This is a genomic window from Arthrobacter sp. CAN_C5 (genome assembly GCF_017875735.1).
Taxonomy (GTDB): domain Bacteria; phylum Actinomycetota; class Actinomycetes; order Actinomycetales; family Micrococcaceae; genus Arthrobacter_D.
Map to the genome: position 1 here is coordinate 3,708,238 of NZ_JAGGMZ010000001.1, position 25,362 is coordinate 3,733,599.

The 25,362-nt window shown below is 64.4% G+C and carries 27 protein-coding genes and 3 tRNA genes; 9 read left to right on the plus strand and 21 right to left on the minus strand.

Annotated elements, in window-relative coordinates:
• The first annotated feature begins 63 nt into the window (after positions 1-63).
• Positions 64-444, plus strand: coding sequence for a YtxH domain-containing protein (locus H4V95_RS17300; RefSeq protein WP_196867070.1), 381 nt, complete (start codon positions 64-66; stop codon positions 442-444).
• A gap of 194 nt (positions 445-638) precedes the next feature.
• On the opposite strand, the gene H4V95_RS19050 is transcribed toward H4V95_RS17300, so the two are convergent.
• From H4V95_RS19050 to H4V95_RS17320, 4 genes are all read right to left on the minus strand, one after another.
• On the minus strand, positions 639-917 hold the full coding sequence (locus H4V95_RS19050; RefSeq protein WP_196867156.1) for an alpha/beta fold hydrolase: 279 nt from the start codon (positions 915-917) through the stop codon (positions 639-641).
• A 69-nt stretch (positions 918-986) separates the two neighbouring features.
• Positions 987-1,062 (minus strand) — tRNA-Phe (locus tag H4V95_RS17310).
• A 57-nt stretch (positions 1,063-1,119) separates the two neighbouring features.
• Positions 1,120-1,193, minus strand: a tRNA-Asp gene (locus tag H4V95_RS17315).
• Positions 1,194-1,282: 89 nt separating this feature from the next.
• Positions 1,283-1,355: transfer RNA gene (locus H4V95_RS17320), tRNA-Glu, on the minus strand.
• Positions 1,356-1,452: 97 nt separating this feature from the next.
• Between H4V95_RS17320 and H4V95_RS17325 the strand changes: the two genes are divergently transcribed.
• Both H4V95_RS17325 and H4V95_RS17330 read left to right on the plus strand, forming a co-directional pair.
• A complete protein-coding gene (locus tag H4V95_RS17325) occupies positions 1,453-1,860 on the plus strand; it encodes a metallopeptidase family protein (protein WP_245346304.1) in 408 nt (135 codons plus the stop codon).
• A 46-nt stretch (positions 1,861-1,906) separates the two neighbouring features.
• A complete protein-coding gene (locus tag H4V95_RS17330; RefSeq protein ID WP_312884111.1) occupies positions 1,907-2,404 on the plus strand; it encodes a cation transporter in 498 nt (165 codons plus the stop codon).
• A gap of 47 nt (positions 2,405-2,451) precedes the next feature.
• On the opposite strand, the gene H4V95_RS17335 is transcribed toward H4V95_RS17330, so the two are convergent.
• The gene (locus H4V95_RS17335; protein ID WP_245345763.1) at positions 2,452-3,447 is read right to left on the minus strand and encodes a universal stress protein; all 996 of its coding nucleotides are present in this window, start codon (positions 3,445-3,447) and stop codon (positions 2,452-2,454) included.
• A 294-nt stretch (positions 3,448-3,741) separates the two neighbouring features.
• Between H4V95_RS17335 and H4V95_RS17340 the strand changes: the two genes are divergently transcribed.
• On the plus strand, positions 3,742-4,377 hold the full coding sequence (locus H4V95_RS17340) for an FAD-dependent monooxygenase (protein WP_312884073.1): 636 nt from the start codon (positions 3,742-3,744) through the stop codon (positions 4,375-4,377).
• A 114-nt stretch (positions 4,378-4,491) separates the two neighbouring features.
• Here the strand turns inward: H4V95_RS17340 and H4V95_RS17345 are convergent, their stop codons facing one another.
• From H4V95_RS17345 to H4V95_RS17360, 4 genes are all read right to left on the minus strand, one after another.
• Positions 4,492-5,403 (minus strand): glycine betaine ABC transporter substrate-binding protein, encoded by a 912-nt coding sequence (locus H4V95_RS17345; protein WP_209731185.1) that lies wholly within the window; start codon positions 5,401-5,403, stop codon positions 4,492-4,494.
• Between the two features lie 65 nt (positions 5,404-5,468).
• Entirely contained in the window at positions 5,469-6,413 is a 945-nt protein-coding gene (locus tag H4V95_RS17350) for a proline/glycine betaine ABC transporter permease (RefSeq protein WP_196867067.1), read from the minus strand.
• Positions 6,410-7,627: a glycine betaine/L-proline ABC transporter ATP-binding protein gene (locus H4V95_RS17355; RefSeq protein WP_196867066.1), complete on the minus strand. Its 1,218-nt coding sequence runs from the start codon at positions 7,625-7,627 to the stop codon at positions 6,410-6,412. The genes H4V95_RS17350 and H4V95_RS17355 overlap by 4 nt, the downstream gene beginning before the upstream one ends.
• 541 nt (positions 7,628-8,168) lie before the next feature.
• Complete coding sequence (locus H4V95_RS17360; protein ID WP_196867065.1) at positions 8,169-8,777, minus strand: copper resistance CopC family protein; 609 nt, start codon at positions 8,775-8,777, stop codon at positions 8,169-8,171.
• 110 nt (positions 8,778-8,887) lie between these two features.
• Here H4V95_RS17360 and H4V95_RS17365 point away from each other — a divergent pair, with 110 nt between their 5' ends.
• Positions 8,888-10,339, plus strand: coding sequence for an NCS2 family permease (locus H4V95_RS17365; protein WP_209731186.1), 1,452 nt, complete (start codon positions 8,888-8,890; stop codon positions 10,337-10,339).
• Positions 10,340-10,353: 14 nt separating this feature from the next.
• On the opposite strand, the gene H4V95_RS17370 is transcribed toward H4V95_RS17365, so the two are convergent.
• Both H4V95_RS17370 and H4V95_RS17375 read right to left on the minus strand, forming a co-directional pair.
• Positions 10,354-11,148 (minus strand): 3-hydroxybutyrate dehydrogenase, encoded by a 795-nt coding sequence (locus H4V95_RS17370; RefSeq protein WP_312884074.1) that lies wholly within the window; start codon positions 11,146-11,148, stop codon positions 10,354-10,356.
• A complete protein-coding gene (locus tag H4V95_RS17375; RefSeq protein ID WP_281064539.1) occupies positions 11,148-12,548 on the minus strand; it encodes an MFS transporter in 1,401 nt (466 codons plus the stop codon). Before H4V95_RS17375 ends, H4V95_RS17370 begins: the two co-directional genes overlap by 1 nt.
• A 150-nt stretch (positions 12,549-12,698) precedes the next feature.
• Between H4V95_RS17375 and H4V95_RS17380 the strand changes: the two genes are divergently transcribed.
• Entirely contained in the window at positions 12,699-13,607 is a 909-nt protein-coding gene (locus H4V95_RS17380; RefSeq protein ID WP_196867063.1) for a LysR family transcriptional regulator, read from the plus strand.
• Between the two features lie 24 nt (positions 13,608-13,631).
• Here H4V95_RS17380 and H4V95_RS17385 read toward each other — a convergent pair whose 3' ends face one another.
• The 6 genes from H4V95_RS17385 to H4V95_RS17410 are packed head-to-tail and all read right to left on the minus strand — an operon-like array spanning position 13,632 to position 17,102.
• Positions 13,632-14,501 (minus strand): spermidine synthase, encoded by an 870-nt coding sequence (locus H4V95_RS17385; RefSeq protein WP_209731187.1) that lies wholly within the window; start codon positions 14,499-14,501, stop codon positions 13,632-13,634.
• Positions 14,501-14,989, minus strand: a complete 489-nt coding sequence (locus H4V95_RS17390) for a GNAT family N-acetyltransferase (RefSeq protein WP_196867061.1) — start codon at positions 14,987-14,989, stop codon at positions 14,501-14,503. The genes H4V95_RS17385 and H4V95_RS17390 overlap by 1 nt, the downstream gene beginning before the upstream one ends.
• A complete protein-coding gene (locus H4V95_RS17395) occupies positions 14,986-15,492 on the minus strand; it encodes a GNAT family N-acetyltransferase (protein ID WP_209731188.1) in 507 nt (168 codons plus the stop codon). The genes H4V95_RS17390 and H4V95_RS17395 overlap by 4 nt, the downstream gene beginning before the upstream one ends.
• A gap of 46 nt (positions 15,493-15,538) precedes the next feature.
• Complete coding sequence (locus H4V95_RS17400; protein WP_312884075.1) at positions 15,539-16,078, minus strand: GNAT family N-acetyltransferase; 540 nt, start codon at positions 16,076-16,078, stop codon at positions 15,539-15,541.
• Between the two features lie 9 nt (positions 16,079-16,087).
• Positions 16,088-16,744, minus strand: coding sequence for an O-methyltransferase (locus H4V95_RS17405; RefSeq protein ID WP_196867059.1), 657 nt, complete (start codon positions 16,742-16,744; stop codon positions 16,088-16,090).
• Between the two features lie 16 nt (positions 16,745-16,760).
• The gene (locus tag H4V95_RS17410; protein ID WP_196867058.1) at positions 16,761-17,102 is read right to left on the minus strand and encodes a thiamine-binding protein; all 342 of its coding nucleotides are present in this window, start codon (positions 17,100-17,102) and stop codon (positions 16,761-16,763) included.
• A gap of 202 nt (positions 17,103-17,304) precedes the next feature.
• On the opposite strand from H4V95_RS17410, the gene pta reads away from it, so the two are divergent.
• Positions 17,305-19,383: a phosphate acetyltransferase gene (pta, locus tag H4V95_RS17415; protein WP_209731189.1), complete on the plus strand. Its 2,079-nt coding sequence runs from the start codon at positions 17,305-17,307 to the stop codon at positions 19,381-19,383.
• Positions 19,384-19,426: 43 nt separating this feature from the next.
• Here the strand turns inward: pta and H4V95_RS17420 are convergent, their stop codons facing one another.
• Positions 19,427-19,816, minus strand: coding sequence for a nuclear transport factor 2 family protein (locus H4V95_RS17420; RefSeq protein WP_196867056.1), 390 nt, complete (start codon positions 19,814-19,816; stop codon positions 19,427-19,429).
• 130 nt (positions 19,817-19,946) lie between these two features.
• Between H4V95_RS17420 and H4V95_RS17425 the strand changes: the two genes are divergently transcribed.
• Complete coding sequence (locus H4V95_RS17425) at positions 19,947-21,080, plus strand: acetate/propionate family kinase (protein ID WP_196867055.1); 1,134 nt, start codon at positions 19,947-19,949, stop codon at positions 21,078-21,080.
• A 49-nt stretch (positions 21,081-21,129) separates the two neighbouring features.
• Here H4V95_RS17425 and H4V95_RS17430 read toward each other — a convergent pair whose 3' ends face one another.
• Positions 21,130-21,441, minus strand: coding sequence for an AzlD domain-containing protein (locus H4V95_RS17430; protein ID WP_171617833.1), 312 nt, complete (start codon positions 21,439-21,441; stop codon positions 21,130-21,132).
• Positions 21,438-22,160 (minus strand): AzlC family ABC transporter permease, encoded by a 723-nt coding sequence (locus H4V95_RS17435; protein ID WP_196867053.1) that lies wholly within the window; start codon positions 22,158-22,160, stop codon positions 21,438-21,440. Before H4V95_RS17435 ends, H4V95_RS17430 begins: the two co-directional genes overlap by 4 nt.
• Before the next feature lie 116 nt (positions 22,161-22,276).
• Here H4V95_RS17435 and H4V95_RS17440 point away from each other — a divergent pair, with 116 nt between their 5' ends.
• Positions 22,277-23,452 carry a zinc-dependent alcohol dehydrogenase gene (locus tag H4V95_RS17440; RefSeq protein ID WP_196867052.1) on the plus strand — a complete coding sequence of 392 codons (1,176 nt, stop codon included), beginning with the start codon at positions 22,277-22,279 and terminating at the stop codon, positions 23,450-23,452.
• A 108-nt stretch (positions 23,453-23,560) separates the two neighbouring features.
• Here the strand turns inward: H4V95_RS17440 and H4V95_RS17445 are convergent, their stop codons facing one another.
• Entirely contained in the window at positions 23,561-25,360 is a 1,800-nt protein-coding gene (locus H4V95_RS17445) for a glycoside hydrolase family 15 protein (RefSeq protein ID WP_209731190.1), read from the minus strand.
• Positions 25,361-25,362 lie beyond the last annotated feature (2 nt).

Genomic DNA, 25,362 nt, shown 5'->3' on the forward strand with positions numbered 1-25,362 from the left:
GGTGACAATCGGGATCAACCAGCCTTCCACAACCACCTTGGACAATCAGACAGGAGCACCATTTTGAAGAACAAACTTGTATTCGTAGCAGGCATGGCCGCAGGCTATGTGCTCGGCTCGCGTGCCGGCAGGGAAAGCTATGAGCAGCTCAAGACCAAAGCCGATGAGCTGTGGAACAACCCGAAGGTACAGGAGACGGTCGCAGACACGACCTCGACCCTGAAGAACAAGATGCCCGAGGTGCAGGAGCAGGCTGGCGGCGCCGTCAAGAAGGCCAGGGAAACCGTCACGGGCGCGCTGCACCGCAGCGACAAGGCGGACGACGCCAAGACCTCACCGTCCGCTGGTTCCGCATCGACGGGCCCCAGCGGCGGCAACCCGGCCAAGGTCGAGGAAACACCGTTCCAGAACCAGGATGACGACACCCGCCCCAACACCGTCTAGGTAGACGTCCTCTGAGTCGATTCACCGAATGCCCCGCTTTCCGCAGTTGCGGAGGGTGGGGCATTCGCTTTTCTGTGCCCTGTCGGGTGTGAACCGGATGTCAGACCGACGCGAATAACTCCACAATGAGCACCGCTGTGGCGTCCGGCTCCTCGTCGACGACGAAGTGCCCGGCTCCCGCTGCCAAAAATGCCTCATGCCGGGGCCATGTCGGGAGAAAACTTCAGTTGTGGGGGTGGCACCGCGAGGACTACCTGGGCAGAAACGCGGTCGGGGAAGTTCAGGGCGAGCTGGTACGTAGTGATTGCACCCATGTCGTGGCTCGCCACTTTCACCCGGTCATGACCAAGCGAGTCAAGCAGCGTCAGAACATCCGCTGCGCGCTGCGTCCGCGAGATCGCGCTGAAGGGCAGTTCGATCCATCCTTCGCCTCTCAGATCCGGAGCGATCGGCTGGAACCCCGCGCGGGCCAGATGATTCTGATAGGCCGGTTGAAAGGGCGGTTAAAAAGAAAAAACCCCCGGCTGACCGGGGGTTTTAGCTGGTGGCTCCGACCGGCGTCGATCCGGTGACCTTTCGATTTTCAGTCGAACGCTCTACCAACTGAGCTACAGAGCCGTGCAACTATCCTACGACAGTCACCGCGGTCAACCAGCCTAAACTGGCAAACCTGAGCGACCCTGACGGGACTTGAACCCGCGACCTCCGCCGTGACAGGGCGGCGCGCTAACCAACTGCGCTACAGGGCCTTGCATTTTTTTACAAGAGCTTCAGCCTACCAGCATCTCTGCCGCTTCCTGACCGTCCCAGTTTTACCCGATGACGTTCTGCTCCTGCGTACCCCCAACGGGATTCGAACCCGTGCCGCCGCCGTGAAAGGGCGGTGTCCTAGGCCGCTAGACGATGGGGGCCTGGACCACACGGGGCAAGAAATTTTCCCCTGCTGTGGACCTATAAAACTATAGGGCCTGTGCGGCGATTCCACAAAACGGCGACGGCGGCTGCCCGCTGCGGCCATCCGGCGGCGGCAGTACAGTCGTGAGTGTGCCGATAGAGATAACCCTTGAAGACTTCGAGTCAGCTGTGGATGACGCGATCGATCAGATTCCCGAGGATCTGATGCGCACCATGAACAACGTCGCCATCTTTGTGCGGGAGGAGTACGAGCCCGGTCCTGGCGAGGACCCGGACACCGAGCTCCTGGGACTCTACGAGGGCACCCCTCTGACCGAACGTGACTCCTGGTGGGAGGCCGGTTCCCTGCCGGACAGCATCAGCATCTTCCGGCAGCCGCTGATGCGCCATTGTGAAACCCGCGAGGAGCTCATAGAGGAAATCCTCATCACGGTCATCCACGAAGTGGCCCATCATTTCGGAATCGACGACGACAGGCTGCACGAACTGGGCTGGGGATAGATGCAGGCCTCCGCGGCTCGCCTCGATTGCCCACTTCCCCGCCTCGATAGCCACCCGCCCCGCCACCCGACGAAGTACCTATGGGTATCAACGGCCTGAGGTACTCGCGGCCCTCGCGAATGCGATCATCCTGGTGGTGATCGCCGTTGTCATCATTATCGAGGCGTTGCGGCGCATCTCGACCAGGCCCGACATTCGTACCGACGTGATGATTGTGACCGCGATGATCGGCGCGGCTGCCAACCTGGCCTGCCTCCTGAGCCTGCGTGACGGCCAAACGGAAAGCCTGGGGGTTCACGATATTCATGCCTGGACCATCACCTCAGGCGTTCCGGTCTTTTCAGCCCATGTGGTGGTTGACGGCGGAACCCTCCATGCGGAGGGAGTGGATCAGGTTCTTGACCGACTGACCCACTGTCTTCGAAACCATTTTGCCACTGCACCTTCCAGATCGAACCAACCGAACATGCCGTCCACGAAACCCGCAAACATGCCTGACAGGACGCGGATGTGTGACACGCCGCGCCGGAAAGCCCGGAAATGACACCGCAGCTGCGGCCCTGGTTGGCGGGCTGGCCGGACGGCCGCCCATCAGCTGGTGGGTGCGACCATCGGTCCGAACTTTTCGCGGTCCACTAGCCGTGGGTCATCACTGTCGGGGACAACCAGCACCGGACCTTTGGCGTGATGCAGTACCCCCTGGCTGGTGGAGCCAAGCAGCATTCCCGCAAACCCTCCCCGCCCACGGGTGCCAACCACCAGCAACTCCGACGTGCGGGAGGATTCGATGAGCACCTCCACCGGAGGTCCATCGAGGAGGTCGACGGAAATCTGGAGGCTTGGGAAGTGACTCTGCAGCCATTTCTTCCCGGCGTTCAGCTGGACGCGGATGTCAGCGTGCAGCGCCTCCCGGTCCAGCGGGGCTGGCACCCACGCCAGTGACCCGGTGAACGGCGGAAGCGAGCAGACCACCCGCAGTGGCATTCCCCGTGAAACCGCCTGCTCGGCTGCGGCCAGGGACGCCATGCGAGCCTGCTCCGAACCGTCAACGCCCACCACCACCACCTTTTCCACCTGATCAGCGGTGGGGCCGGGCTCGCCCTTCATCCGGGGCGGCTCCACACCTGCCTCATGGAGGCGGCGGGCTGCGCAGAGGGGAATCACCACAGTGGGGCACTTGGCGTGTCCGGGGACCGCACTACTGACCGACCCCAGCAGTCGACCGACGAAGCCGCCTCGCCCGCGGGAGCCGACCACAATCAGTTCGGCTTCCTCCGAAAGCTCCAGAAGCACCCCGGCGGCGTCGCCAGCTTCCACCCTGGGGACGACGTCGATCGGGAGGCCCTTGACACGTTCGACGGCCTGGTTGACCACTGCCTCCGCACCCTCACGGATGACTGCGTCATCAATCGTGGCGTATCCGGCGTCCATGCTGGACGCTGCGAACACCGGAACGGTGTAGGCCGTCACCACACTCAGGCGGGTGCCTCTGCGCTCGGCCTCGTGGGCCGCCCAGACCAGAGCGCACTGGCTCTGGTCGGACCCGTCCACACCGACGACAATCCCACTGCCGTAGCGACTGTTCATACCATTCTCAGACTGTGCCTTTTTCATGGCCACGCCTCTCTACGGTTACAAACTCCGGCACCCAGTCGCCAATCGCGAACCGCCGCCACACTATTTCAAAGCCTACTCTCCCGCATAGGACTATTCACCGTGGCCAAAGTTATGTACGCTTCGAGAAATCGTTACTGGAATGAGCCACTCGTGGGTCGTCTGTAACGAAGTGCGCTTGGTTGACCCGTTCGCAGCCAAGTGTCCGCACGGCCCGGAAGAGGCGCCGGGCTGTGCGGAATTACACCATCCCCCGGAGGTCTATCTGTGAGTTCGCCGATGCCCGGAACTGTGGTCACAAGCTCAGCCGTGCACGGCGGCGCGGAACTCACTACCACGGTGGTGATTGGCTCGGGACTTCCCGGTTTGGCGGTGGCCAGCGAACTGAGTCGACGGGGTATCCACTCCATCGTGGTCGAGTGTCTGGACCCGGTGGACACCGGGCAGCTTTCCCGGACCGCGCTGACCGATTCGGTGTCCCTCGCTGAGCGGACCGAGTTGCTTCGGCTGTTGCGCGGGTATGCCAGCAGCCATTCGTTGGATATCCGTCACAGCACGCTCGCCGAGAACCTGTGCGTGGTAGGCCATTCGAAGCTGCTGCCCGCCCCGATCCTTGGAGCCAAGAAATGGGCTGTGCAAACTGACTGCGGCGTGCTGCTGGCTGACCATGTGGTGCTCACGAAGTACCCCCAGAATCAGTTGCGCCGGTTTTTGCTCTCCCTGGGCTTAGCTGTAGGCCATGACCTGAAGTCGGCCACCCAGGCGATCGGCCTGCATCTGGTGGGGGTGGGAGAGCTGTTGAGCCCCACCACCCGGGAAATTGTCCGTCAGGCCAAGCTGGTCAGCGCCGCGATAGTCCAGCATCCACCGCTGCTCGTGCCGACGCGGGCCATCAACGTCTAGTCAGCCGACCGGAGCTTTCCTGGTACACGAACCGGGCATCGACGACAACGGGAGGACCGACAAATGTCCGGTCCTCCCGCCTCGGGGCGCTACCCCTGAAAAATCAGCTGAGTGCTAGCCCTTCAGGCCATCGATGAAGTCGGGGTTCTCCTCGAGCCACTGCTCGACGGCTTCAGCTTCCTGGCCTGAACCGAACTCGTTGACGACGAGGTTCTCAAGCTGACCGTACTGTTCGTCGTCGAGCTTGAAGTTGGACATCATCTCGGCGACCTCCGGGAAGTCCTCGGTGAACCCGGTCCGCGCCAACGTGTGCAGTCCCTCAACCGGGCCCAGCGCAGCCTCGGGATCCTCAAGATCCTTCAGGGGGAAGGAGCTGTTCGCCCAGAAAGGCTTCCACAGGGTCACCACGATGTCTTCCTCGGCGTCGACGGCGCTCTGCAGCTCCGTCAGCATCGCCGTCGTGGACGACTCGACAAGCTCATAGTCGTCCTCAAGGCCATACGCGGGCATGACATCGTCCTTGGTCACGGCCGTGAGGCCGGCTCCCGGTTCGATGCCGACGATCCGGCCGTCAAACATGTCGGCGTTGCCGGTGAGGTCAGCGATCGAGTCAATGTCCGTGTATTCCGGGACGGCGAAGGTGAGCTTGGCGTTGTCGTAGTAAGCGCCAAGATCCTCGATGTCGTCGCCGTACTCTTCCATGTACTCGGCGTGGGTCGCTTCGGACCAGCCCGAGGGGTACACGTCAAGATCGCCGTTCGAAAGGCCAGTGTAGAGCGGGGCAGCCTCGCTCAGTTCCTGGATCTCGACGTCGATTCCCTCGGCTTCGAGGATGTTCTCCCACAGGTAGGCGGTGCTCAGTCCGTCAGTCCAGGAGGGGATGATGCCCAGGGTAATGGCCTGTGCCGCATCTTCGGTTCCCTCGTCGCTGGACGCATCTGATCCGCCGCAGGCTGTCACTCCGAGAGCAACTGTCATCAGTGCCGCAAGTACTCCGACGCGTCGTGTGCCTAGTTTCTTAGTCATTGATCTTCTTTCCTTATTCATCGGAGGGTGCCCATCGAAAGGGCGCCCGTGGAGTGGTTGGAGGGTCAAGATGTAGTGGTTTGTGGAACCGGCTTCGCCCCAGGCCGGCCGAATATCCTGGCCAGCCCTCTCATGAGTCGGCGGTCGCGGTCCGACCTGCCGTCGCCGACGCCCGCCGTCGCACGATCGAGGAAGATCGCCAGGACCACCACGGACAGGCCAGCTTCGAAGCCAAGCCCGATGTCGAGTTGCGAGATCGAGGAGGTCACGGCGCCGCCGAGCCCACCAGCGCCCACAAGACCGGCAATGACCGCCATGGAGAGCGCGAGCATAATCACCTGGTTGACGCCCGCCATGATCGTCGGCAACGCCAGCGGAAGCTGGATGCCGCGCAGGATCTGTCCCGGGGTGCTGCCGAACGCGTGACCGGCCTCGACCACCTCGGAGTCCACCTGACGGATGCCCAGCTCGGTGAGCCGGACACCCGGCGGCAACGCGAAGATGACTGTGGCGACGACACCGCCAGCAACACCAATACTGAAGAGGGTGACCACCGGTACCAGCCAGACGAAAGCCGGCATGGTCTGCATCAGGTCCATCACCGGGCGGATCGCATTGCTCATCGAATCCGACTTTGCCGCGACGACACCGAGCGGGATGGCTATCACCAGGGCGATAAAAGTGGCAATCAGCACGAGGGCAAGCGTCGTCATCGCGTTCTCCCACTGGTCGACGCCGATAACGAAAACGAGCCCCACAAACGCCACGAGGGCGAACTTCCAGTCCTTGACCAGTAATGCCAACAGCGAGAACAGAATCACCATCACGAGCGGAGCCGGGGTGTTGAGCGCGTCGGCCAGGCCGTCGGTCGCGCCTAGAATCACATCGCGGACAGAGGTGAAGAAGCTGCCCAGGGTGTCGTCCACCCAGTCGAAGACCGTCTCGATCCCTTCGCCGACAGGGATGCGGGGCACTATTTCGCCGTCGGTGCGGCTGGTTGTGAGGCTCATGCCATCACCTCCTGATCGGGACCGATATGTTCGACTCTCGCGTTGGGGTCGCCGAGCGCGTTGAGCAGGGTGACCCTTGGAATCACTCCGGAGAGCCGGCCCTGGTTGTCGACCACCGCCAGGGCAACGACGCTCTCCGCCGCGGCCGTCATCAGGTCGGCGAGCGGCGTATCCAGGCGAACCGTCGCAGCCGACCGCAGCAGGCCGTCGAGGTTGTCGGCGCCCCGCGAAACGGCGACGGCCACGTCCTGCTCATGCACGATCCCCTGCAGGGTTTTGTCCCGGCTGACAACCATCAGGCTGGAGAGCTGATGCTCTCTCAGCAGCTTGTGGGCAGCCCGTGGGCCCTGTTCGCTTCCGAGCACGGCAACGGCCGGCTCCATGACCGCCGATGCGGTAAGCACCCGCGTCCGGTCAACGTCCTGGACGAACTGGGCGACATAATCGTTGGCAGGATCGTTCAGGATTTGCTCGGTCGTCCCGATCTGCACTATCCGACCGTCTCGCATCATCGCAATCCTGTCGCCAAGCCGCATCGCTTCGTTGAGGTCGTGGGTAATGAACAGGATGGTCTTGCCGAGCTTGTGCTGCAGCTCGACCAGTTGGTCCTGCATCTCGCGTCGGATGAGCGGATCGAGCGCGCTGAACGCTTCGTCCATCAGCATCACGTCGGTCTCGGCTGCCAGGGCACGCGCCAACCCCACCCGCTGCCGCATTCCACCGGAGAGCTCACCGGGGAGCGATCCTCCCCAGCCATCCAGCCCGACCAGTCGCAGTGCTTCCTCAGCCTTTCTCTCCCGTTCGGAACGGTTCAGCCCCTGCACCTTCAACCCATAGGCGGCGTTCTCGCCGACCGTTCGGTGGGGCAACAGCGCGAAGTGCTGGAAGACCATGCTGACCTTTTCCCGCCTCACCCGCCGCAGATCCTTGCCCTTCAGACGGGTGATGTCATTGCCGGCAATGCTCATCGATCCGGCGGTTGGCATGAGTAGACCGTTAACCATCCTGATCAGGGTCGACTTGCCTGACCCGGACAGGCCCATCACAACGAAGATCTCGCCTTCAGCGACGTCGAAAGTGGCATCGATGACCGCGGGGGTCAGGTTGTCCTTGCGAAGTTGCTCACGGGTCGCCCCGGCACGCAACCGCTCGACGGCGCGAACGGGTCTGTTTCCGAAGATCTTAAAGACCCCTTGGGCCTCAATGACTGGCACAGTTATCTTGCTCCTCGCTCTGCGTTGCTTTCGATGCCTGCCCTGGGACAGCACAATTTGGACACGCACGGAACGCTGAATGGCACCACCCAGGACAATCGGACCTGGCGGTCAAGGCATTAAAATCACACCCTGCGGATCACGGATAAATCGGAAAATAAGCCTGCTTATTTGCAGGAGGGGACGGGCAACAATGGCCTCAGTCCAAAATCGGCGATGACAATCAGCGGTATTGAATAACCCCAATATACCGGCGATGACTCGCCTCAGGCGCGGCCGAACCCCGTAAAAAAGCTGGGATCGGCGCCGTTTGATGGCAGCTTTGGAGCCCTCCGACACACCCTGAAGGCGCCTCGATCCCGATGAACTCGGGGATTATCGACGTCGGACGAAGTCACCACGAGACGTCAACGAATTGATGTTCTTTCGTTATCTTGGCCGGTGCATTAATTGCCGAGTACAGCCCATAGGGCGATAAGCAAACATCAGCTAATGAGCAAAAATTGCGAATTGAATCGGTGCGCCGATCCTTGCGGGAGTGCTAGGAATCGGATCCTTGCCGCAACCGCTTCCGTGCTGTAACTGCCAGGTAGACTGCCAGCCCGATCAGAACTACCACCATCACCACGATGCTCCACGGGAAATCGTTCTGGACCGTCTGCTCGGCTTCCTCGATTTCGATCGGCATCTGGGTGCCTACCGCTGCGGAAGGGGACTGGGCAGTACCTGCGGCAGCCGCGGTGACGGTGAAGGTTCCCTCGATCGGGTGCGAATCCGAGGAAACTACGCGCCAGTTCACCGTATATTCGCCTGCTGGCGCTCCGGTGCGGAGCGGCTGGCTCGCCACCCGATCAACGATGGCGACGTCGCCTTCGGCCCAGTTGCCGCCAGTCTCGTCAAGAACTTCAACTTCCGATCCGATCCCCGACGGCACGCTGGAGAATGTCAGCTCAATCGCCTCGGGGAGCTGCTCGACGCTTGCTCCGGCCTCGGGATTGCTGCCGACCAGCTCGTCGTGGGCGTTGGCGGTGGACGCGGAGCCCAATGCTGTCATCAGGACCACCAGCAGCATCGCGGCAAGCAGGGCGGGCACCCTGACGAAAAGGTGGCCGGCTGCGGTCCGTGTTGAACGGGGGTTGGTGCTACTCATAGGCCAACTCTACGTGTCGGTCCTGTCAGCTCGCTGGGAGGGAGCGGGAGACCGTTGAGCAGCAGATAGACTCGATCCGCAGACCTCCCCACTTCGTTCAAGGAATGACCATGCTCAAAAAGGGTTCCGTACTGGACCGTTATTTCGAAGTCTCCCAACGAGGCAGCACCTACGCGCGGGAGATCCGCGGTGGGGTGGCCACCTTCTTTGCCATGAGCTACATCGTGGTCCTTAACCCGCTCATTCTGGCGGGAGCGGACTCCTCCGGCGCCGAACTGGGCTTCGAGCGGGTTGCGGCAGTGACCGCGCTCGTGGCCGGAGTACTGACGATCGTGATGGGGGCGTGGGCCAAGTACCCGTTCGCGCTGGCCACAGGACTCGGGGTGAACGCCTTCGTTGCGATCACTGTGGCAACCAACCCCGAACTCACCTGGCCACAGGTGATGGGGCTCGTGATGCTGGCTGGACTGACCATGTTGATTCTGGTCCTCACCGGCTTCCGGACCGCCGTTTTCAACGCCGTCCCCGAAAGCCTCAAGACCGCGATCGTGGTGGGCATCGGTCTGTTCATCGCCCTGATCGGCCTGGTCAACGCGGGGTTTGTCAGGCGGGTCCCCGACGACGCGCAGACCACCGTCCCGGTGGGTCTGGGTTTCGAGGGCGCGCTGCTTGGCTGGCCCACGCTCGTCTTCGTGTTCGGGCTGATCCTCACCATCGCCCTGGTGGTCCGGAAGGTCCGCGGCGGCATCCTGATCGGCGTGATTGCCTCCACCATCCTCGCCGTCATCATCGAGGCAGTAGCCAACGTGGGTCCGAGCGTCGGCCCCGACGGCGCAAACGTCCAGGGCTGGTCCCTGGTGGTACCCGAGATTCCGACCGGCTCGTGGGTGGGCGTGCCGGATCTGTCCCTGATCGGCAACGTGAGCCTGTTCGGCGCCTTCGGCACGATCGGTGCGACCGCCGCGTTGCTGCTGACCTTCACCATCCTGTTGAGCATCTTCTTCGACGCCATGGGCACCATGGTGGGTCTGGCCAACGAGGCGAAGCTGGTGGACAAGAAGGGGAATATCCCGGGCGTCAACCGGGTCCTCGTGGTTGACGCTCTTGGCGCCGTCGCTGGCGGCGCCGGGTCCGTGTCCTCCAACCAGATCTACGTCGAATCGGGTGCCGGGATCGGCGAGGGTGCACGCACCGGCATCGCCAACATCGTCACAGGTGTCCTGTTCCTGCTGGCAATGTTCTTCACCCCGCTGATCTCCCTGGTGCCGTTCGAGGCGGTGGCGCCGGCTCTCGTCGTCGTCGGGTTCATGATGGTGGCGCAGGTCGGTCGGATTGATTGGGAGGACTGGGGGGTCGCCATCCCCGCGTTCCTGACCTTCATCCTGATGCCGTTCACCTACTCAATCGCCAACGGGCTGGGGGCCGGGTTCATCGCCTACGTCCTGGTCCGCACCTTCCAGGGCCGGGCACGCGAGATCCACCCGCTGATGTGGGCTGTCGCCGGAGCGTTCGTCGTGTTCTTCGGGATTGGGCCGATCGAACTGGCGCTGGGCCTGCGCTAGCACCCGTCAGCCGGTCAGCGTGCCGACCAACCGCCGTCCATCACGTAAGACGAACCGGTCACCATGCCTGCCAGGTCGGATGCCAGCCAGCACACGAGTCCCGCCACTTCCTCCGGCTCCACCATCCGTTTGATCGCGCTCTCCGTCAGCATGATGGTCGCGAGCACGTCCTCCTCGGAGATCCCATGCAGGCGCGCCTGGTCACTGATCTGATTCTCGACCAGCGGTGTCCGTACGTACCCGGGGTTCACGCAGTTGCTCGTCACACCGTGCTCCCCGCCTTCGAGCGCTGTCACCTTGGACAGACCTTCGAGACCGTGTTTCGCGGAGACGTACGCCGCCTTGAACGGTGACGCCCGGAGCCCATGGATGGAGGACAGGTTGATGATGCGCCCGAATCCCCTCTCGTACATCCCCGGCAGTGCCGCGCGGATCAGCAGGAAGGGGGCCTCCAGCATCAGGGTGTGAATGCGTCGGAAGTCGGCCGGGGCAAACGTGTGGATCGGCTGTACGGACTGGATCCCCGCGTTGTTGACCAGGATATCCACATCAAGGGAGATGCCCTCCAGCTCCCTGGTGTGCAGCAGGTCCACCGCCCAGGCGACTCCGCCAACCTCCTTCGCCAGCGCGGCCGCTCCGTCACCATCCCGATCGGCCACGGTTACGAACGCACCCTGTGCGGCGAGGGCGCGCACGGTCGCAGCACCAATGCCGCTGGCACCGCCGGTCACCAGCGCCCGGCGCCCAACGAGTGGCTGCCCGCCGGTGGCTTCCGATGCTGCCGGGTGCTGCGCGCGTGAAGCCACCACTAGCTGGCAGCCTGGGGTGCCGAGAGGCCATGCCGGTGCGCGTCTTCGGCGTCGACGTCGCGCAGGGAAATACCCCTGGTTTCACGCAGGGTCACGACGGCGATTCCGGTCACCACACAGGCGCCGAGGACATACAGGGCCACGCCAACCCAGGAGCCTGTCTCCTGCAGGATGGCGGTCGCGATGATGGGGGCCATCGACCCGGCGATGATCGATGTCACCTGGTAGCCAAGTGAAACGCCTGAGTACCGCATCCGGGTGGGGAACATCTCCGCCATGATCGCCGGCTGGCCCGCGTACATCAGTGCGTGGAAGCACAGGCCGATGGTGACGGCCAGGATGATGATCACGGGGTTCTGGGTGTCGAACATGGGGAAGGCGAAGAACGCCCAGGTCGCCCCGAGGATGGCTCCCGCCAGGTAGACAGGTTTCCGACCGAACCGGTCGGACAACCGTCCCACCTGCGGAATCACGAGGAAGTGCACCACGTGCGCGATCAGGAGCGCCAGGAGGAGCTGGCTGGTGTCGTATTCGTGGACGGTCTTGAGGTAGACGATCGAGAAGCTGACGATGATGTAGTACAGGATGTTCTCGGCGAACCGCAGACCCATCGCCCCGAGGATCCCCCTGGGGTACTTCTTCACTACCTCAAGGACCCCGTAGTTGATCGATTTCTCCCGCTCCACCTGCTCGCGGGCCTCAAGGAAGATCGGAGCTTCGCTGACGTGTGTCCGGATGTAGTAGCCAATCACCACGATGACTGCTGACAGCCAGAACGCCACCCGCCAGCCCCAGGCGAGAAACTCGTCCTCCGGCAGGATGAAGGACATGGTCAGGAGAACCACCGTGGCGAGCAGGTTCCCGACCGGCACAGCCGCCTGTGGCCAGCTGGCCCAGAAACCACGGGACTTGTTGGGGCTGTGCTCGGCAACCAGCAGGACAGCTCCGCCCCATTCACCACCTACCGCGAAACCCTGGATGAAGCGCAGGACCACCAAGAGAGCGGGAGCCCAGTAGCCGATAGTGTTAAAACCCGGCAGGCAGCCCATCAGGAACGTAGCGACGCCCACCAGAATGATCGTCACCTGCAGGGTGTGCTTGCGTCCGAGTTTGTCGCCGATCTGGCCGAAGAAGATCCCACCAAGGGGGCGGGCGATGAAGCCGACGGCGTAGGTCAGGAACGCGGCGATGATCCCGTCCAGCGGCGTGGCAGCGTTGGGAAAGAAAACAACCGCGAAGACCAGAGTTGCGGCCGTGGCGTAGAGGAAAAATTCGTACCACTCGACGACGGTTCCCACCATTGAGGCGGCGACGACCTTCTTCAGGCCAGATTCGTCGGTTCGGTCGTTCCCGGCGGATCCTTGAGGCCCGGGCTGGGTGGAGCGTTGATTGACGCTCATGGCGTTCTCCTTCTGTGTCGTCGGTGACACGATGCGTACTGCGTGGCGTAGTGACTGACATCACTCCACGGACAACCTCATTGAGTATCACTGCAGATTCGAGGCAGTTCAATGATCAATATCGCACCAGCAAGGTGCGAAAATGCAGATATGAGCTCACTGAATCCCGACGACCTGCTGATCCTGCTCACCGTTTCGCACAGTGGTCGCTTCACCACCGCCGCGGACGCCCTTGAGATGAACCATACGACCGTCTCGCGCCGGATCGCGGCCCTGGAAAAGAGCCTCGGCGGCCATGTGCTTGTCCGGGCCAGCGGAGGATGGGAGCTTACCGAGCTGGGGCACCGGGCTGTCGCCGCAGCGGAACGGGTAGCCTCAGCGGTGTCGGGGCTCGCCAGCGGGGACGACGACGACGCCCCCGTTGCCGGCGTCGTGCGCATGAGTGCCACCGACGGGTTCAGCGCGTATATTGCCGCACCGGCCTTCGCCAGATTGCGCCGTCTACACCCGCTACTGTCGATCGAGATTGTCGCAGCGACCCGCCGCGCGTCCCAGACCCGGAGCGGGCTCGACCTGGAGGTGGTGGTCGGTGAACCGCAGGTGCATCGCGCGGAGGCCATCCGCCTGGGTGAATACATGCTGGGACTCTATGCATCGCGTGACTACCTGGCCGAGTGGGGGACACCGCGGAGCGTCGCTGAAGCCACCGAGCACCAGCTGGTCTACTTCATCGACTCGATGTTGCAGGTCGATAGCCTCGACACCCCGCGCCGCCTGCTCCCGGCCATGAGGGATTCGCTCAGTTCAACCAACGTCTTTGTGCACGTGGAGGCAACCCGTTCCGGCGCCGGAATCGGTCTGCTGCCGTGCTTCATGGCCGACCGCCACCGCGACCTGGTCCGCCTACTCCCCGACCAGATTGCGGAGCGGCTCGGGTACTGGCTGGTGGCGAGGCCGGATTCGCTCCGCCAGCCTGCGGTCGCCGCGGTGGTTGCCTCACTGCGGGAGGCAACCACCGCCTATGAGGACCGCCTGCTGGGCCGGCACGCGACGGGCTGAGGCCCCACTGCGTTCCGGTCGGGCCTACTGGTCGCGGAGCACCTGGGCGCCGTTGCTGAACTTCCGCACCCGCGCGTCATCCCAGGCATGGGCGGGCACCCCACCGCCCAGCAGCACGCGTGCCAGACCTGGGTCCTGGCCCAGCGGACTGTCGCTTCCCGCGATGATCACGTTCCCGTAGCGCCGGCCCTTGAGCATTGCCGGATCAGCGATGATCGCCGTGTACGCGAAGACCTCACCGATCGTGGCCGCCTCCCGTCGCGCGCCGGCAAGAGCCGGCGAGTCACCGCAGTTCACCAGGTAGAGACCACCCTCGCTCAAGACCCGTCTGGCGTGCTGGGTGAACTCAAGGGTGGTCAATGGCCGCGGGGTGGTGCTGCCGGCAAAGACGTCACGAATAATCAGGTCCCGGCTGCCGGCGGTGAGGGACTCGGTCACTTCCCTCGCCTCCCCCACCCTGATACGCACCAGGGGAGCCCGCGGCAGATCGAACCAGTCCCGCACCAGCCCGGCGAGCTTTCCGTCGAGCTCCACCACCACCTGACGCGCTTCAGGAAATGCCGCTGCCAGATAGCGTGCCAACGAGCACGCGCCGCCGCCGAGGTGCAGGGCGCGCAGTGGAGCGCCCTCGCCGCGGTGAAGTTCGCGGCGGTGGGATTCGACGAGTGCCGCAATCCACCGCATGTACTCGAAGTCCAGCTGCAGCGGGTCGCTGAGATCGATGTGGGAGCTCGGCACCCCGTTGACCTTGAGGATCCAGCCGTTGGGGTTGAACGGATCGGGTTCCAGCTCGCACGTGCCGGTGTCGGTCTCGTAGATTCCGGAGACCGGTCCCGTTTCATTGTCAGCCGCTGCTTTCGGAGCTCCGGAGCGGGGCGCACGTTGCCGGCCCATTAGTGACGCACCATCCTGATTTCCTGCAGATCGGATCCTTCGGTCCTGACCTTCCGGCGGGCACCGTCAGCGACAAACCGGTTCCTGCCGTAGAAGGCGGTAGCCCGGTGGTTCACTTCCAGCACCCAGAGGCTTGCCGCCCGTTCACCAAGCACTTCGGTGAGCAGCGCCGGACCCACTCCGCGGCCGTGAACCCGCCGGAGCGCGTACAGAAAGTACAGCTCAGTTCCGTCGCGGTCCGCGTCCCGGCTGGGGCCCGCAAGCGCCAACCCGACGAGTGTGTCGTCGTCGTCGACCGCGACCGTCCACGGGACGCCGTCGTCGAGCTGGCGGCGGCGGTCGACGGCGTCCGCGGCGGCGCGTGCGTCTCGGGCGTCGAAGAATTCGGGCGGTCCCAGGTGGCCGTAGGTTTCGCGCCAGGTCCGGTTATGCAGCACCACCAGGGCGTCGGCGTCGTCGGGGGTCGCCCGGCGGACTGTCACGGTCACGGCGTCGTTGCCCGGACCATGCGCAGCTCGCGCTGGTGGTTCCACTGCGCGGACAGGGGTTCAGCGGTTCCGTCGGGGGTGAAGCCGAGTTTCCGGTAGAACGCAATGGCTCGGGCGTTGCTCTCCAACACCCAGACGAAGGCCGGGGCGGAACCGATGGCTCCACTCACCAGCTGATGGCCCACACCCATGCCGTGCGCTTCGGTCAGCACGTAGACCATGTAGAGCTCGACCTCTGTCGGGGGGTTGTCACCTCGCGCGGGCCCGCCAGCGGCGACCCCGACGATGTGGCCGCTGGCATCCGTTGCCACCCGCGGTGGCTGCGCGCCCTGCAGGATACTGTCCTGCAGGGCGACCGCCTGTGCGGGGAGCTCCGCGTCGAGCCGGTCAAACACAGCATCGCTGAGCTTGCCGGCATAGGTTTGCCGCCACGCGAGGTTCTTCATGCGGAGCACGGCCTCCACCTCGTCGGCGGCGCTTGGCCGGATGGTGAACGGGGACATGGGGCCCATGCTAGTCGCACCGGGGTCTGAACCGCCTGTGCATCCGTCACTGCCGTGAATCCGACGCCGGCGTCCGTTCGTCGCTGCTGCGTACCTGTCGCTGCCGGTGCATCCTGAACATGGGCCGGTGGTGCCAGGTGGGCCCACACAGAGTGGACGTGCCATCGGGTTCAAACCCGTTGCGCCGATAGAAGCGCTCAGCCCGGGGGTTGCCGTTCAGTATCCACAGGTATGCTGCCTGGTCCATGATCGCCGTGTCCAGCAGTTGCTGGCCCAGCCCGGTGCCGTGGGTGGAGGCGAGGGTGTAGATGTGGTGCAGCTCGAAGTCGGGCCGGTCGTCGTCGCGGCCCGGCCCCGAGGTCGCAATGCCGACCGCTGTCCCTGCCTTATCGAACGCCAGCCAACTAGCAGCGCCAGCCTCGAGTGCATCCCGTCGCTTGGCCATCAGGACCGGAAGTTCGGCGTCGTAATGGCTGTGGAAGGCCGGTGGCATGATCTGGGCGTAGGTCTCGTGGAGGCCCTGCAGATGCGTGCGCGAGTACGCTTCGGCGTCGTCGGGGGACGCACGGCGGATGGAAAATTTCACCAGTCCAGTTTAGGGCGCGGCGGCTACCACCACGGCCAACGCCAACCCGTCCCAGTCCTTGGAACCGACGGTCTGCAGCGCGGTGGCCTCCAGCTGGGGGTGGGAGCCCAGCAGTTCGAGCGCGCCGCGGGTACCCTGCACCGCCTCATCCCCGTCTACGTCCAGGACTGATCCCCCGCGCACCACGTTATCGAGCACAATGACACTGCCCGGCCGGGAGAGCCGGACAGCCCAGTCGAGGTAACGAGGGTTGTTGACCTTGTCAGCGTCGATAAAAAACAGATCGTAGGGCCCGGTCAGGGTGGGCAACGTGTCCAATGCCGCGCCCACATGGATCCTGACCTTCCCGCCCACACCCGCCTGGTCAAGGTTCCTGCGGGCGACGTCGGCGTGAGCCTGCTCGTACTCGCAGGTGTCAACCGTCCCGTCGTCGGGAATCCCCCGCGCCAACCAGATGGTGCTGAACCCGCCGAGGGTGCCAATCTCGAGAACCCGGCGAGCGCCAGCGATTCTCGCCAACAGCATCAGGAACTTCCCCTGGGTAGGGGTCACTTCGATGGCTGGCATTCCCGCGTCGGCTGTCGCCTCAACGGCGAGGACCAACGCGCCATCCGGGTGGACCACTGTATCCACCAGATAACGCTCGACGTCGGCCCATTCGGTCACTGGTCAACCCCGCCGGTCATGAATGGCCCTGGTACTCGTCCATCTCGTCGATGGCCTGTTCAAGGCGCTCCACCTTGCCGGTCAACTCACCCGAATAGCCGGGCCGGATGTCGGCTTTCAGGACCAGTGAGACACGGCTTCCGTACTTGCCGACAGCTTCGGTGGCCCGCTTGATCACCTCCATCACCTCGTCCCAGTCACCCTCGATGGTGGTGAACATCGAGTCGGTTTGGTTGGGCAGACCCGAATCGCGGACGATCTTCACGGCCTCGGCCACCGCATCGTGGACCGAGCCGTCCGCGTTTTCACCTGTGGTGGCGCCGTGTCCGGCTGGGGCAACTGAGAAGGCTACAAGCATGGTCCAAGTCTGGCATGAAGGTCCGTGATCAACCAGACCGGCCGTCGTCGGGAATCTTGTGCGCAGGGGTGGCGGGTTGGGCGTACCTGGTCCCGCCGCAGGTGCCCTGGTGCACCCCAAAAAAGTCCCCGGTCCGAAGATAAAGCCCGCGGATGTGCCTGCCGTCATGGCTACTGACGCCGCGGTTTGGGAGGATGAGTCAATGACTCGTGGAATATACGTCAGCGCCATGACCGAAGGCTCAGGAAAGTCACTGATCTCACTGGGGTTGGCCGACATGCTGCACCGGCACTCCGACCGGGTCGGATTCTTCCGGCCCATCGTCGAGGGGGATGACGTTGAGGCGGACCCGATGGTCAACCTGATGCAACGCACCTTCGACCTGTCCGCGTCGCGGGCGCGCGGCGGTCTCACCCGCACGGAAGCGCGGGCGCTGCTGGTCAAGGGGCAGCGTGAGGAGATCGACACCCGCTGCGTTGCCATCTACAGCGAGATCGCGCGCGACTGCGATGTCATCATCGTCGAGGGCACCGATCTCAGCGGGCACGACGCCGCCCTCGAGTTCGATCTCAACGCCCGGTTGGCAAACAACCTGGGCGCCATGGTGCTGGCGGTGGTGAACGCGAAGGAGATGTCGGTTCCCGAAGCGGCCGACGCCGTCGACGTCGCCCGGAGGGAACTGGACGCCGCGCAGGTCTCGCTGCTGGCGATGATGGTGAACCGGGCCGCCGACGACGCCGTCGCCGAGATCAGTGCGCAGGTCCGGCCGGGGCGCTCCGGGCGTCCCGTCTATGTGATTCCCGAACTGTCCGAGATCTCCCGGCCCACCGTCGGCGAGGTGGCGAAGGCACTCGGCGCCCGTCAGATCGCCGGTAGTCCTACCCTTGAGCGGGATGTCGCGTCGATCAAGGTCGCGGCGATGAATGTGGGCAACTTCCTGCACAAGCTCACCGACGGCGCCCTGGTGATTGTTCCCGGCGACCGGGCCGACGTCATGGTGGCAACCCTCGCATCATCCTTCTCGGCCGAGTTCCCGGTCCCGTCCGGGATGATCCTCACCGGAGGGCTCGCCCCTGACTCCACGATCCTTTCCCTGCTGGCCCAGGCGCCGTTCCCCGTGTTCGCGGTCGACGACGACACGTATACCGCAGCGCGTCGGGTCAGCGAGGTGCGCGGCGAGATCGCTACCGGCCTGCGGCGCAAGGCGGCGGCAGCCCTGGGCGCGTGGGCGCGGCAGGTGGACGAGCCGGAACTCCTTGAGCGGCTGGAGTTGCCCCGGGCACTCACGATGACCCCGCTGCGCTTCCTTCACGACCTGATTGAACGGGCGAGGTCCCAGCGCCGGCACATTGTCCTGCCCGAGGGGCAGGACCTGCGGGTCCTCCGGGCCGCCGAAATCCTGCACCGGCGCGACGTCTGCGATCTCACCATTCTGGGGCCGGAGGCGAAGGTCAGGGAACTCGCTGCCGGACAGGGTATCGACCTGACCGGGCTGACCCTGATTGACCCTGCGACCTCCGCGCTCCGCGAGGAATTCGCCGCCGAGTACACGCGGCTGCGCTCCCACAAGGGCGTCTCCATCGAAAGCGCCCGCGAGCGCATGCTGGAAGGTGCCTACTTCGGGACCATGATGGTGCAGCTCGGGAAAGTGGACGGAATGGTGTCCGGGGCAGCCCACACCACCGCGAACACCATTCGTCCGGCTCTTGAGTTCGTGAAGACGAAGGAGGGAGTAAAGATTGTCTCGTCGGTCTTCCTGATGCTGCTGCGTGACCGTGTCCTGGTCTACGGTGACTGCGCGGTCAACCCCGACCCCAATGACGAGCAGCTCGCCGATATTGCTATCGCGTCGTCCGCAACAGCCCAGCAGTTCGGTGTGAAACCCCGGGTGGCGATGCTCTCCTACTCGACCGGCGAGTCAGGCTCCGGAGGTGCGGTGGACAAGGTGCGCCGCGCCACCGAACTGGTACGCGAACGCCAGCCCGACCTTCCCGTGGAGGGACCCATCCAGTACGACGCCGCAGTCGATGCGACAGTCGCCGAGTCCAAGCTGCCGGGTTCCTCGGTAGCCGGTCAGGCCACCGTGTTCATTTTTCCCGACCTCAACACGGGCAACAACACCTATAAGGCGGTCCAGCAGTCGGCCGGTGCGGTTGCGGTGGGGCCGGTATTGCAGGGGCTCCGGAAGCCGGTCAATGACCTCTCCCGTGGCTGCACCGTTGAGGACATCGTGAATACCGTCGCGATCACAGCGGTCCAGGCGCAGAACACCGGGGAGTGATTGGCAGAGGCGATCGACTGGTTCGGCTTGCCTGACGCTGATCTCAGGAGGGAATGTCGCCAACGGTGCTGTACTTGCGCCGCCAGTCGCGGCCTTCCTCCCCGCCGTAGAGGGTCCAGTATTCGCGGCCCGAAATGATAACGCCGTCGGCCACGGTCCAGATGGACACAACGCGGAAGATGCCAACGTCCTCCTGAGGCACCTGCACCTCAGACACCACCACGTCGCCAGCGTCGTAAACATTTAGCACGTCAATGCTCCACCCGTTTGGATGCTCCGAGTTCACCGCAACCAGGTTGTCCCTGCCACGGATGATTTCGCGCGTGACGGGCCAGAAGACCTCCACGTTGTCGGCAAGGGTTCGTCCAACAGCGTTCCAGTCCCGGCTCCACACCGCCGACCAATACTGCCGGACCACCTCGGTAGCTTCCATACGCCGATGCTACTCGACTTGCCATCCACCTACATCGGAAATGGGTTTTTGCTGGTGCCCCAGTCGCCTGCCGTAAGACGCCGCCGGACGACGTCAGCAGCCTCCAGTAGAGTTTCTGACAGGAGGCATCATGATCATTCTTGTCATCAATTCGGGCTCATCATCGTTGAAGTACCAGGTGCGCGACACCGGGACCGGCGAACGGCTGGCCGACGGCACCGTGGAACGGATCGGTGATTCCACCCACGGTGGGCCCGCCGACCACCAGGCGGCGCTCGACCGGGTGACCGACGACGTCGAGCAGGCGCTGCAGGGCAAAGCCATTGACGCTGTGGGGCACCGGGTGGTCCACGGCGGTGAACGGTTCAGCGAGCCGGTCCTGGTGGACAACGAGATCACCAGGGCAATCGAACGCCTCAGCCCCCTCGCACCCCTGCACAACCCGGCGAATGTCCAGGGCATCAGGGCCATCACCGCCAAATGGCCTGACATGCCCCAGGTGGCTGTATTTGATACGGCGTTCCACCGCACCATCCCCGAGCAGGCCTGGCGCTACGCCGTCCCCGATGAGCTCTACACCCGGTTCGGGATCCGCCGGTATGGGTTCCACGGCACGTCCATCGGGTATGTCACCGACCACGCCGCCGCCCTGCTGGGGGTCGCCCCCGCCGCCTTCACCGGGATCATCGCCCACCTCGGGAACGGCGCCTCGATCACTGCGGTGCAGGCCGGGGCCAGCATCGACACGTCAATGGGGTTCACCCCGCTCGAGGGTCTGGTGATGGGCACCCGCTCCGGCGACATCGATCCGTCGATTCTGCTGTTCCTCAGCCGCGAAGGCTACTCGGCCGGGGATCTGGATCAGCTCCTCAACCGGGAAGCGGGCCTCAAGGGTCTGACCGGACAGAACGACATGCGTTCTGTGGTCGAGTCCGCAGCCGGCGGGGACGCGCGGGCCGAGCTGGCCCTGGACCTCGCCTCCTACCGGCTGGCCAAGTACATCGGCGGATACCATGTGGCCGTCGGTGGCGCTCAGGCGCTGGTGTTCACCGCCGGGATCGGCGAGAACTCCTGGCAGTTCCGGGAGCGCGTGGTCACCAGGTTGGGCGCGCTCGACGTCCACCTCGACGACGCCGAGAACCGCAAGAAGAGTTCGGCCCCCCGCCAGATCAGCACCGAGGCCTCTGCGTTCCCGGTGCTCGTTGTGCCCACTGACGAAGAGGCAGCAATCGCGGAGGCGACCGCCGTCGTCGTCGCGCGCTGACACTGGCTGGCTACTGGCCGCAGCCGCAAAGCCGCGGCCGGTGGGCCGGTCAGGGCATTCCTGCCAGCCGGGCCAGCGCGGCGCCCACAGCTCCCGCGAGCACAACCACCAGGAACGGTGCCCTCAGGAGCAGTGCCACCGCTGCGGCCGCCAAGGCGACGATCCGGGCGTCGAGGGCCAGTTCCTGACCCGAGGCGAACGTGTTGACAGCTGTCAGCGACGCGAGCAGACCAATGGTCAGCGTGCCTGCGACCCGGTTCATCCGGGGGTTGTCCATCCACCGCGCCGGGACCAGGTAGCCGGCGAGCTTGGTAAGGAATGCGACGACGCAGGCAAGCAGGATCCAGAGCCACAAATTCATCGGTGATCGCCTCCGGCAGCGTAGGGGTCGACGTCGGGCTCAAGGCCCTCGCTGGGCCGGCCGTGACCAAACCAGCCAATGGCGCCGGCAACAGCCGCCGCAATCAGGATGGGCAGCCCCGGCGCCACCAGGGGGACCGTGACGATCGTGACCAGGGCACAGACCACCGCGATCGCCGCCGGCTCCCGTCCTCGGAGTCGCGGCCAGAGGAGGCCCAGGAATGCCGCGACCGCAGCCCCGTCAAGACCCCACTTCGCCGGGTCGCCGAGCGCACCGCCCACCAGGGCTCCAACGACGGTGAAGGCGTTCCACAGGATGAACACGCCGATCCCCGCGCTCCAGAACCCCAGACGACGCTCGACCGGGTCGGTCTGACCACTCGCGGTGGCCGCAGATTCATCAATCGTGACGTGAGCGGCAACGAACCGCCGCCACCCGGTAGGCCGAACCAGGGCATTCATCTGCATCCCGTACACGGCGTTGCGGATACCCAGCAGGGACGCCGCGGTCAGCGCCGCGGCCCCCGTTCCGCCGCCCCCGATCACCCCGATGAACGCGAACTGGGAGCCACCGCTGAACAGCAGCAGGCTGAGCGCCATGGTTTGCCACAGATCGAACCCGGAGGTCACCGACAGTGCACCGAAGGACACCCCGTAGAGGCCGGTGGCGACGGCGATCGAAAGGCCGACCCGGACCGCGGGTGACTGCAGGTGTTTCACCGATTCAGCGTAGGGCGCGGGCAAAGGATTCACCTACTCGGCTTTCAATCCTGACAAATCGAGGCAATACTGATGGGTAGTCAGTCTACTTACTATTCGAAATTGGAGCGTGAATCATGAAGGCAGTGACATGGCAGGGCCGGAGCACCGTCAGCGTCGAGCAGGTCCCGGATCCGGTGATCCAGGAACCCACTGACGCCATCGTCCGCATCACCTCCTCGGCAATCTGTGGATCCGACCTGCACCTGTACGAGGTGCTCACCCCCTACATGAACAAGAACGACGTTCTCGGGCACGAGCCGATGGGCATCGTGCAGGAGGTCGGCAGTGCCGTCACGAACCTCAAGCCGGGCGACCGGGTGGTCATCCCCTTCAACATTTCCTGCGGTCACTGCTGGATGTGCGTCCGTGGGCTCCAGTCGCAGTGCGAAACCACACAGGTCCGCTCTCAGGGATCCGGCGCCAGCCTCCTTGGCTTCTCGGAGCTCTACGGCTCGGTGCCGGGTGGCCAGGCGGAGTTCCTGCGCGTCCCCCACGCCGACTACGGGCCGGTCAAGGTGGGCCACGAGCTCCCCGACGAGCGGTATCTCTACCTCTCCGATATCCTGCCCACCGCCTGGCAGGGCGTGAAGTACGCTGACGTTCCCGACGGCGGCACGCTCGCCGTCTTCGGGCTGGGTCCCGTGGGGCAGTTCGCTGCACGGATCGGCCGGCACTTCGGCCAGCGGGTCATTGCTGTTGAACCCGTCGCCGAGCGTCGCGCCATGGCTGAACGCCATGGCATCGAGACGCTCGATTTCACCAAGGACATTGGTGATGAGCTGCGGGAAATGACTGACGGTCGCGGACCTGACGCGGTGGTCGACGCCGTCGGGATGGAGTCACACGACTCCCCGCTGGGTGCCTTCGCCCAGAACGCAGTCAACCTGCTGCCTGACGCCCTCGCGAAGAAGGCGATGGAAACCGCGGGAGTGGACCGTCTCACGGTGCTGCATGCCGCGATCGATGCTGTCCGTCGCGGGGGAACCATCTCCCTGAGCGGCGTCTACGGCGGCACTGCCAGCCCGATGCCCCTCCTGAACATGTTCGACAAGCAGATCCAGACCCGCATGGGCCAGTGCAACGTGCGCCACTGGACCGATGAACTGCTGCCCATCGTCGAAGATCCCTCGGATCCGTTGGGCGTCATGGACCTGATGACCCATACGATCGGCATCGACGAGGCGCCTGCGGCCTACGAGAAGTTCCAGAAGAAGCAGGACGGCTGCATCAAGGTGATTATCCGGCCATAACCTCCCCCGCTCAGGGCACAGAAAAGTGCCGGGCCTGCAGATCAGCTGTTGCGCAACAGCGGGTCTGCAGGCCCGGCACTTTTGTGCTGCGAGGGGGCCCTAGGAAGGCTAGAGGGAGCCGCTGTTCACGCCGTGGATCGCATCAGCGGCACGCACCAGCGCCAGGTGTGAGAACGCCTGCGGGTAGTTCCCCGCCATCCGCACGCTGCCCGTATCGTATTCCTCGGCCAGCAGCCCCAGGCCATTTGCATAGCCCACCAGCTGGTCCATCAGCTTCTTTGCATCGTCGATCCTGCCGGACCGGGCGTACTGCTCCACGAGCCAGAAGGAACAGGCCAGGAACGGATGCTCGCCCGGTTCCAGTCCATCCATGCCGGCCTCAGTGCGGTACCTGAGGAGAAGCCCGTGCTTGTCGGCAAGGTCCTTTTCGAGCCGGGCCACGGTCCCCAGCATCCGGGGGTCGTCGTAGTCGAGGAATCCCACCTGCGGGAGCTGCAGCAGCGACGCGTCGACCTCCGGGCTGCCGTACGTCTGGGTGAAGGAATTGATGCTCGGGTCGAACCCCTTCTCCAGGATGTTCTCGCGGAGCCGGTCGCGGAGTTCGGCCCAGCGCTCGGCATGACCGTCCAGCCCGTGCTCTCGAACCGCACGGACGCCACGGTCGAAGGCCGCCCACATCATTACCCGGGAATGGGTGAAGTATTTCAGGTCTCCGCGCATCTCCCAGATACCGTGATCGGGGTCGTCGAAGTGGTTCTCGGCGAAGCTCAGGAGAGCACGCTGCAGGGGCCAGGAGAAGCTGTCTTCCTCCACCCCCCGGTTGCGGAGCTTCTCCAGCACCACCATCACCTCACCGACGACATCGGCCTGGTACTGGTCAACAGCTCCGTTGCCCACCCGCACCGGTGTGGACGATTCGTACCCAGGCAGATGGTCGAGCGTCTTTTCGGGGAGGTCCCTCTCGCCGCCCACCCCGTACATGATCTGCAGGTCTTCGGGGTCCCCGGCCACCGCGCGGAGCAGCCAGTTGCGCCATTCCAGCGCCTCCTCCTGGTACCCGTGGGTCATCATCGCCTCAAGGGTCAGCGCGGCGTCGCGGAGCCAGCAGAACCGGTAATCCCAGTTGCGTGCACCGCCGAAGTGCTCGGGCAGCGACGTGGTGGGGGCCGCGACAATGCCGCCGGTGTCCTCATGCGTCAGGGCGCGAAGCACCAACAGGGAGCGTTTCACAATCGGGTCATACTGGCCCCGCTGCTCGAAGCTCGCGGCCCACCCGGACCAGTAGTCGATGGTTTCCCGCAACGCGGTTTCAACGTCCATCGGCTTGGGCATCGGCCGGTAGGAGGGGTACCAGACGAGTTCAAGATCAACGGTTTCACCGGCGGCGACGACGAATTCCCCTTCGTGCCGGCGGTGGGAGGCGTGGGGAAGTTGTTGTCCCCGAAGTGCCAGGGCGTCGGGGCCAGCGATCGCGGAGATGGCCTGACCGCCGTCGTCGGTTTGCCGGCTGACCCACGGAAGGATGGTGCCATAGCCGAACCGCACCACCAGCTCCTGCCTCATCGGCACGTTGCCGCTCAGTCCCGTGATTCGCCGCACCAGGGACGCCCGACGATCGCCGATCGGCATGAAGTCTGTCACCTCGACCTCGCCTGCATCGGTGTGCCAGCGAGTCACCATCACGAAGGTCGAGTCGACGTAGTGCCACTGAACCACTTCGGCCGTGCCGGCACCCGGCGCCGGGGCCAGAAGCCAGCGGCCGTGACCCTCCTCGCCCAACAGGGCGGCAAACACCGAATCGGAGTCAAACCGGGGGAAACACAACCAGTCGACGCTCCCGGACTTCGAAATCAACGCACCGGTGTGCATGTCGGAAACGAGTGCGTAGTCTTCAATCGGAGAATGCATGC

What these genes read in the sequence shown, in the direction of transcription:
- pta (WP_209731189.1), top strand. Translation starts at nt 17,305, where the DNA reads ATGACTCGTGGAATATACGTCAGCGCCATGACCGAAGGCTCAGGAAAG.
- H4V95_RS17420 (WP_196867056.1), bottom strand. Translation starts at nt 19,816, where the DNA reads ATGGAAGCTACCGAGGTGGTCCGGCAGTATTGGTCGGCGGTGTGGAGC.
- H4V95_RS17335 (WP_245345763.1), bottom strand. Translation starts at nt 3,447, where the DNA reads ATGAACAGTCGCTACGGCAGTGGGATTGTCGTCGGTGTGGACGGGTCC.
- H4V95_RS17360 (WP_196867065.1), bottom strand. Translation starts at nt 8,777, where the DNA reads ATGAGTAGCACCAACCCCCGTTCAACACGGACCGCAGCCGGCCACCTT.
- H4V95_RS17345 (WP_209731185.1), bottom strand. Translation starts at nt 5,403, where the DNA reads ATGACTAAGAAACTAGGCACACGACGCGTCGGAGTACTTGCGGCACTG.
- H4V95_RS17375 (WP_281064539.1), bottom strand. Translation starts at nt 12,548, where the DNA reads ATGAGCGTCAATCAACGCTCCACCCAGCCCGGGCCTCAAGGATCCGCC.
- H4V95_RS17395 (WP_209731188.1), bottom strand. Translation starts at nt 15,492, where the DNA reads ATGTCCCCGTTCACCATCCGGCCAAGCGCCGCCGACGAGGTGGAGGCC.
- H4V95_RS17350 (WP_196867067.1), bottom strand. Translation starts at nt 6,413, where the DNA reads ATGAGCCTCACAACCAGCCGCACCGACGGCGAAATAGTGCCCCGCATC.
- H4V95_RS17385 (WP_209731187.1), bottom strand. Translation starts at nt 14,501, where the DNA reads ATGGGCCGGCAACGTGCGCCCCGCTCCGGAGCTCCGAAAGCAGCGGCT.
- H4V95_RS17430 (WP_171617833.1), bottom strand. Translation starts at nt 21,441, where the DNA reads ATGAATTTGTGGCTCTGGATCCTGCTTGCCTGCGTCGTCGCATTCCTT.
- H4V95_RS17410 (WP_196867058.1), bottom strand. Translation starts at nt 17,102, where the DNA reads ATGCTTGTAGCCTTCTCAGTTGCCCCAGCCGGACACGGCGCCACCACA.
- H4V95_RS17380 (WP_196867063.1), top strand. Translation starts at nt 12,699, where the DNA reads ATGAGCTCACTGAATCCCGACGACCTGCTGATCCTGCTCACCGTTTCG.
- H4V95_RS17425 (WP_196867055.1), top strand. Translation starts at nt 19,947, where the DNA reads ATGATCATTCTTGTCATCAATTCGGGCTCATCATCGTTGAAGTACCAG.
- H4V95_RS17445 (WP_209731190.1), bottom strand. Translation starts at nt 25,360, where the DNA reads ATGCATTCTCCGATTGAAGACTACGCACTCGTTTCCGACATGCACACC.
- H4V95_RS17365 (WP_209731186.1), top strand. Translation starts at nt 8,888, where the DNA reads ATGCTCAAAAAGGGTTCCGTACTGGACCGTTATTTCGAAGTCTCCCAA.
- H4V95_RS17440 (WP_196867052.1), top strand. Translation starts at nt 22,277, where the DNA reads ATGAAGGCAGTGACATGGCAGGGCCGGAGCACCGTCAGCGTCGAGCAG.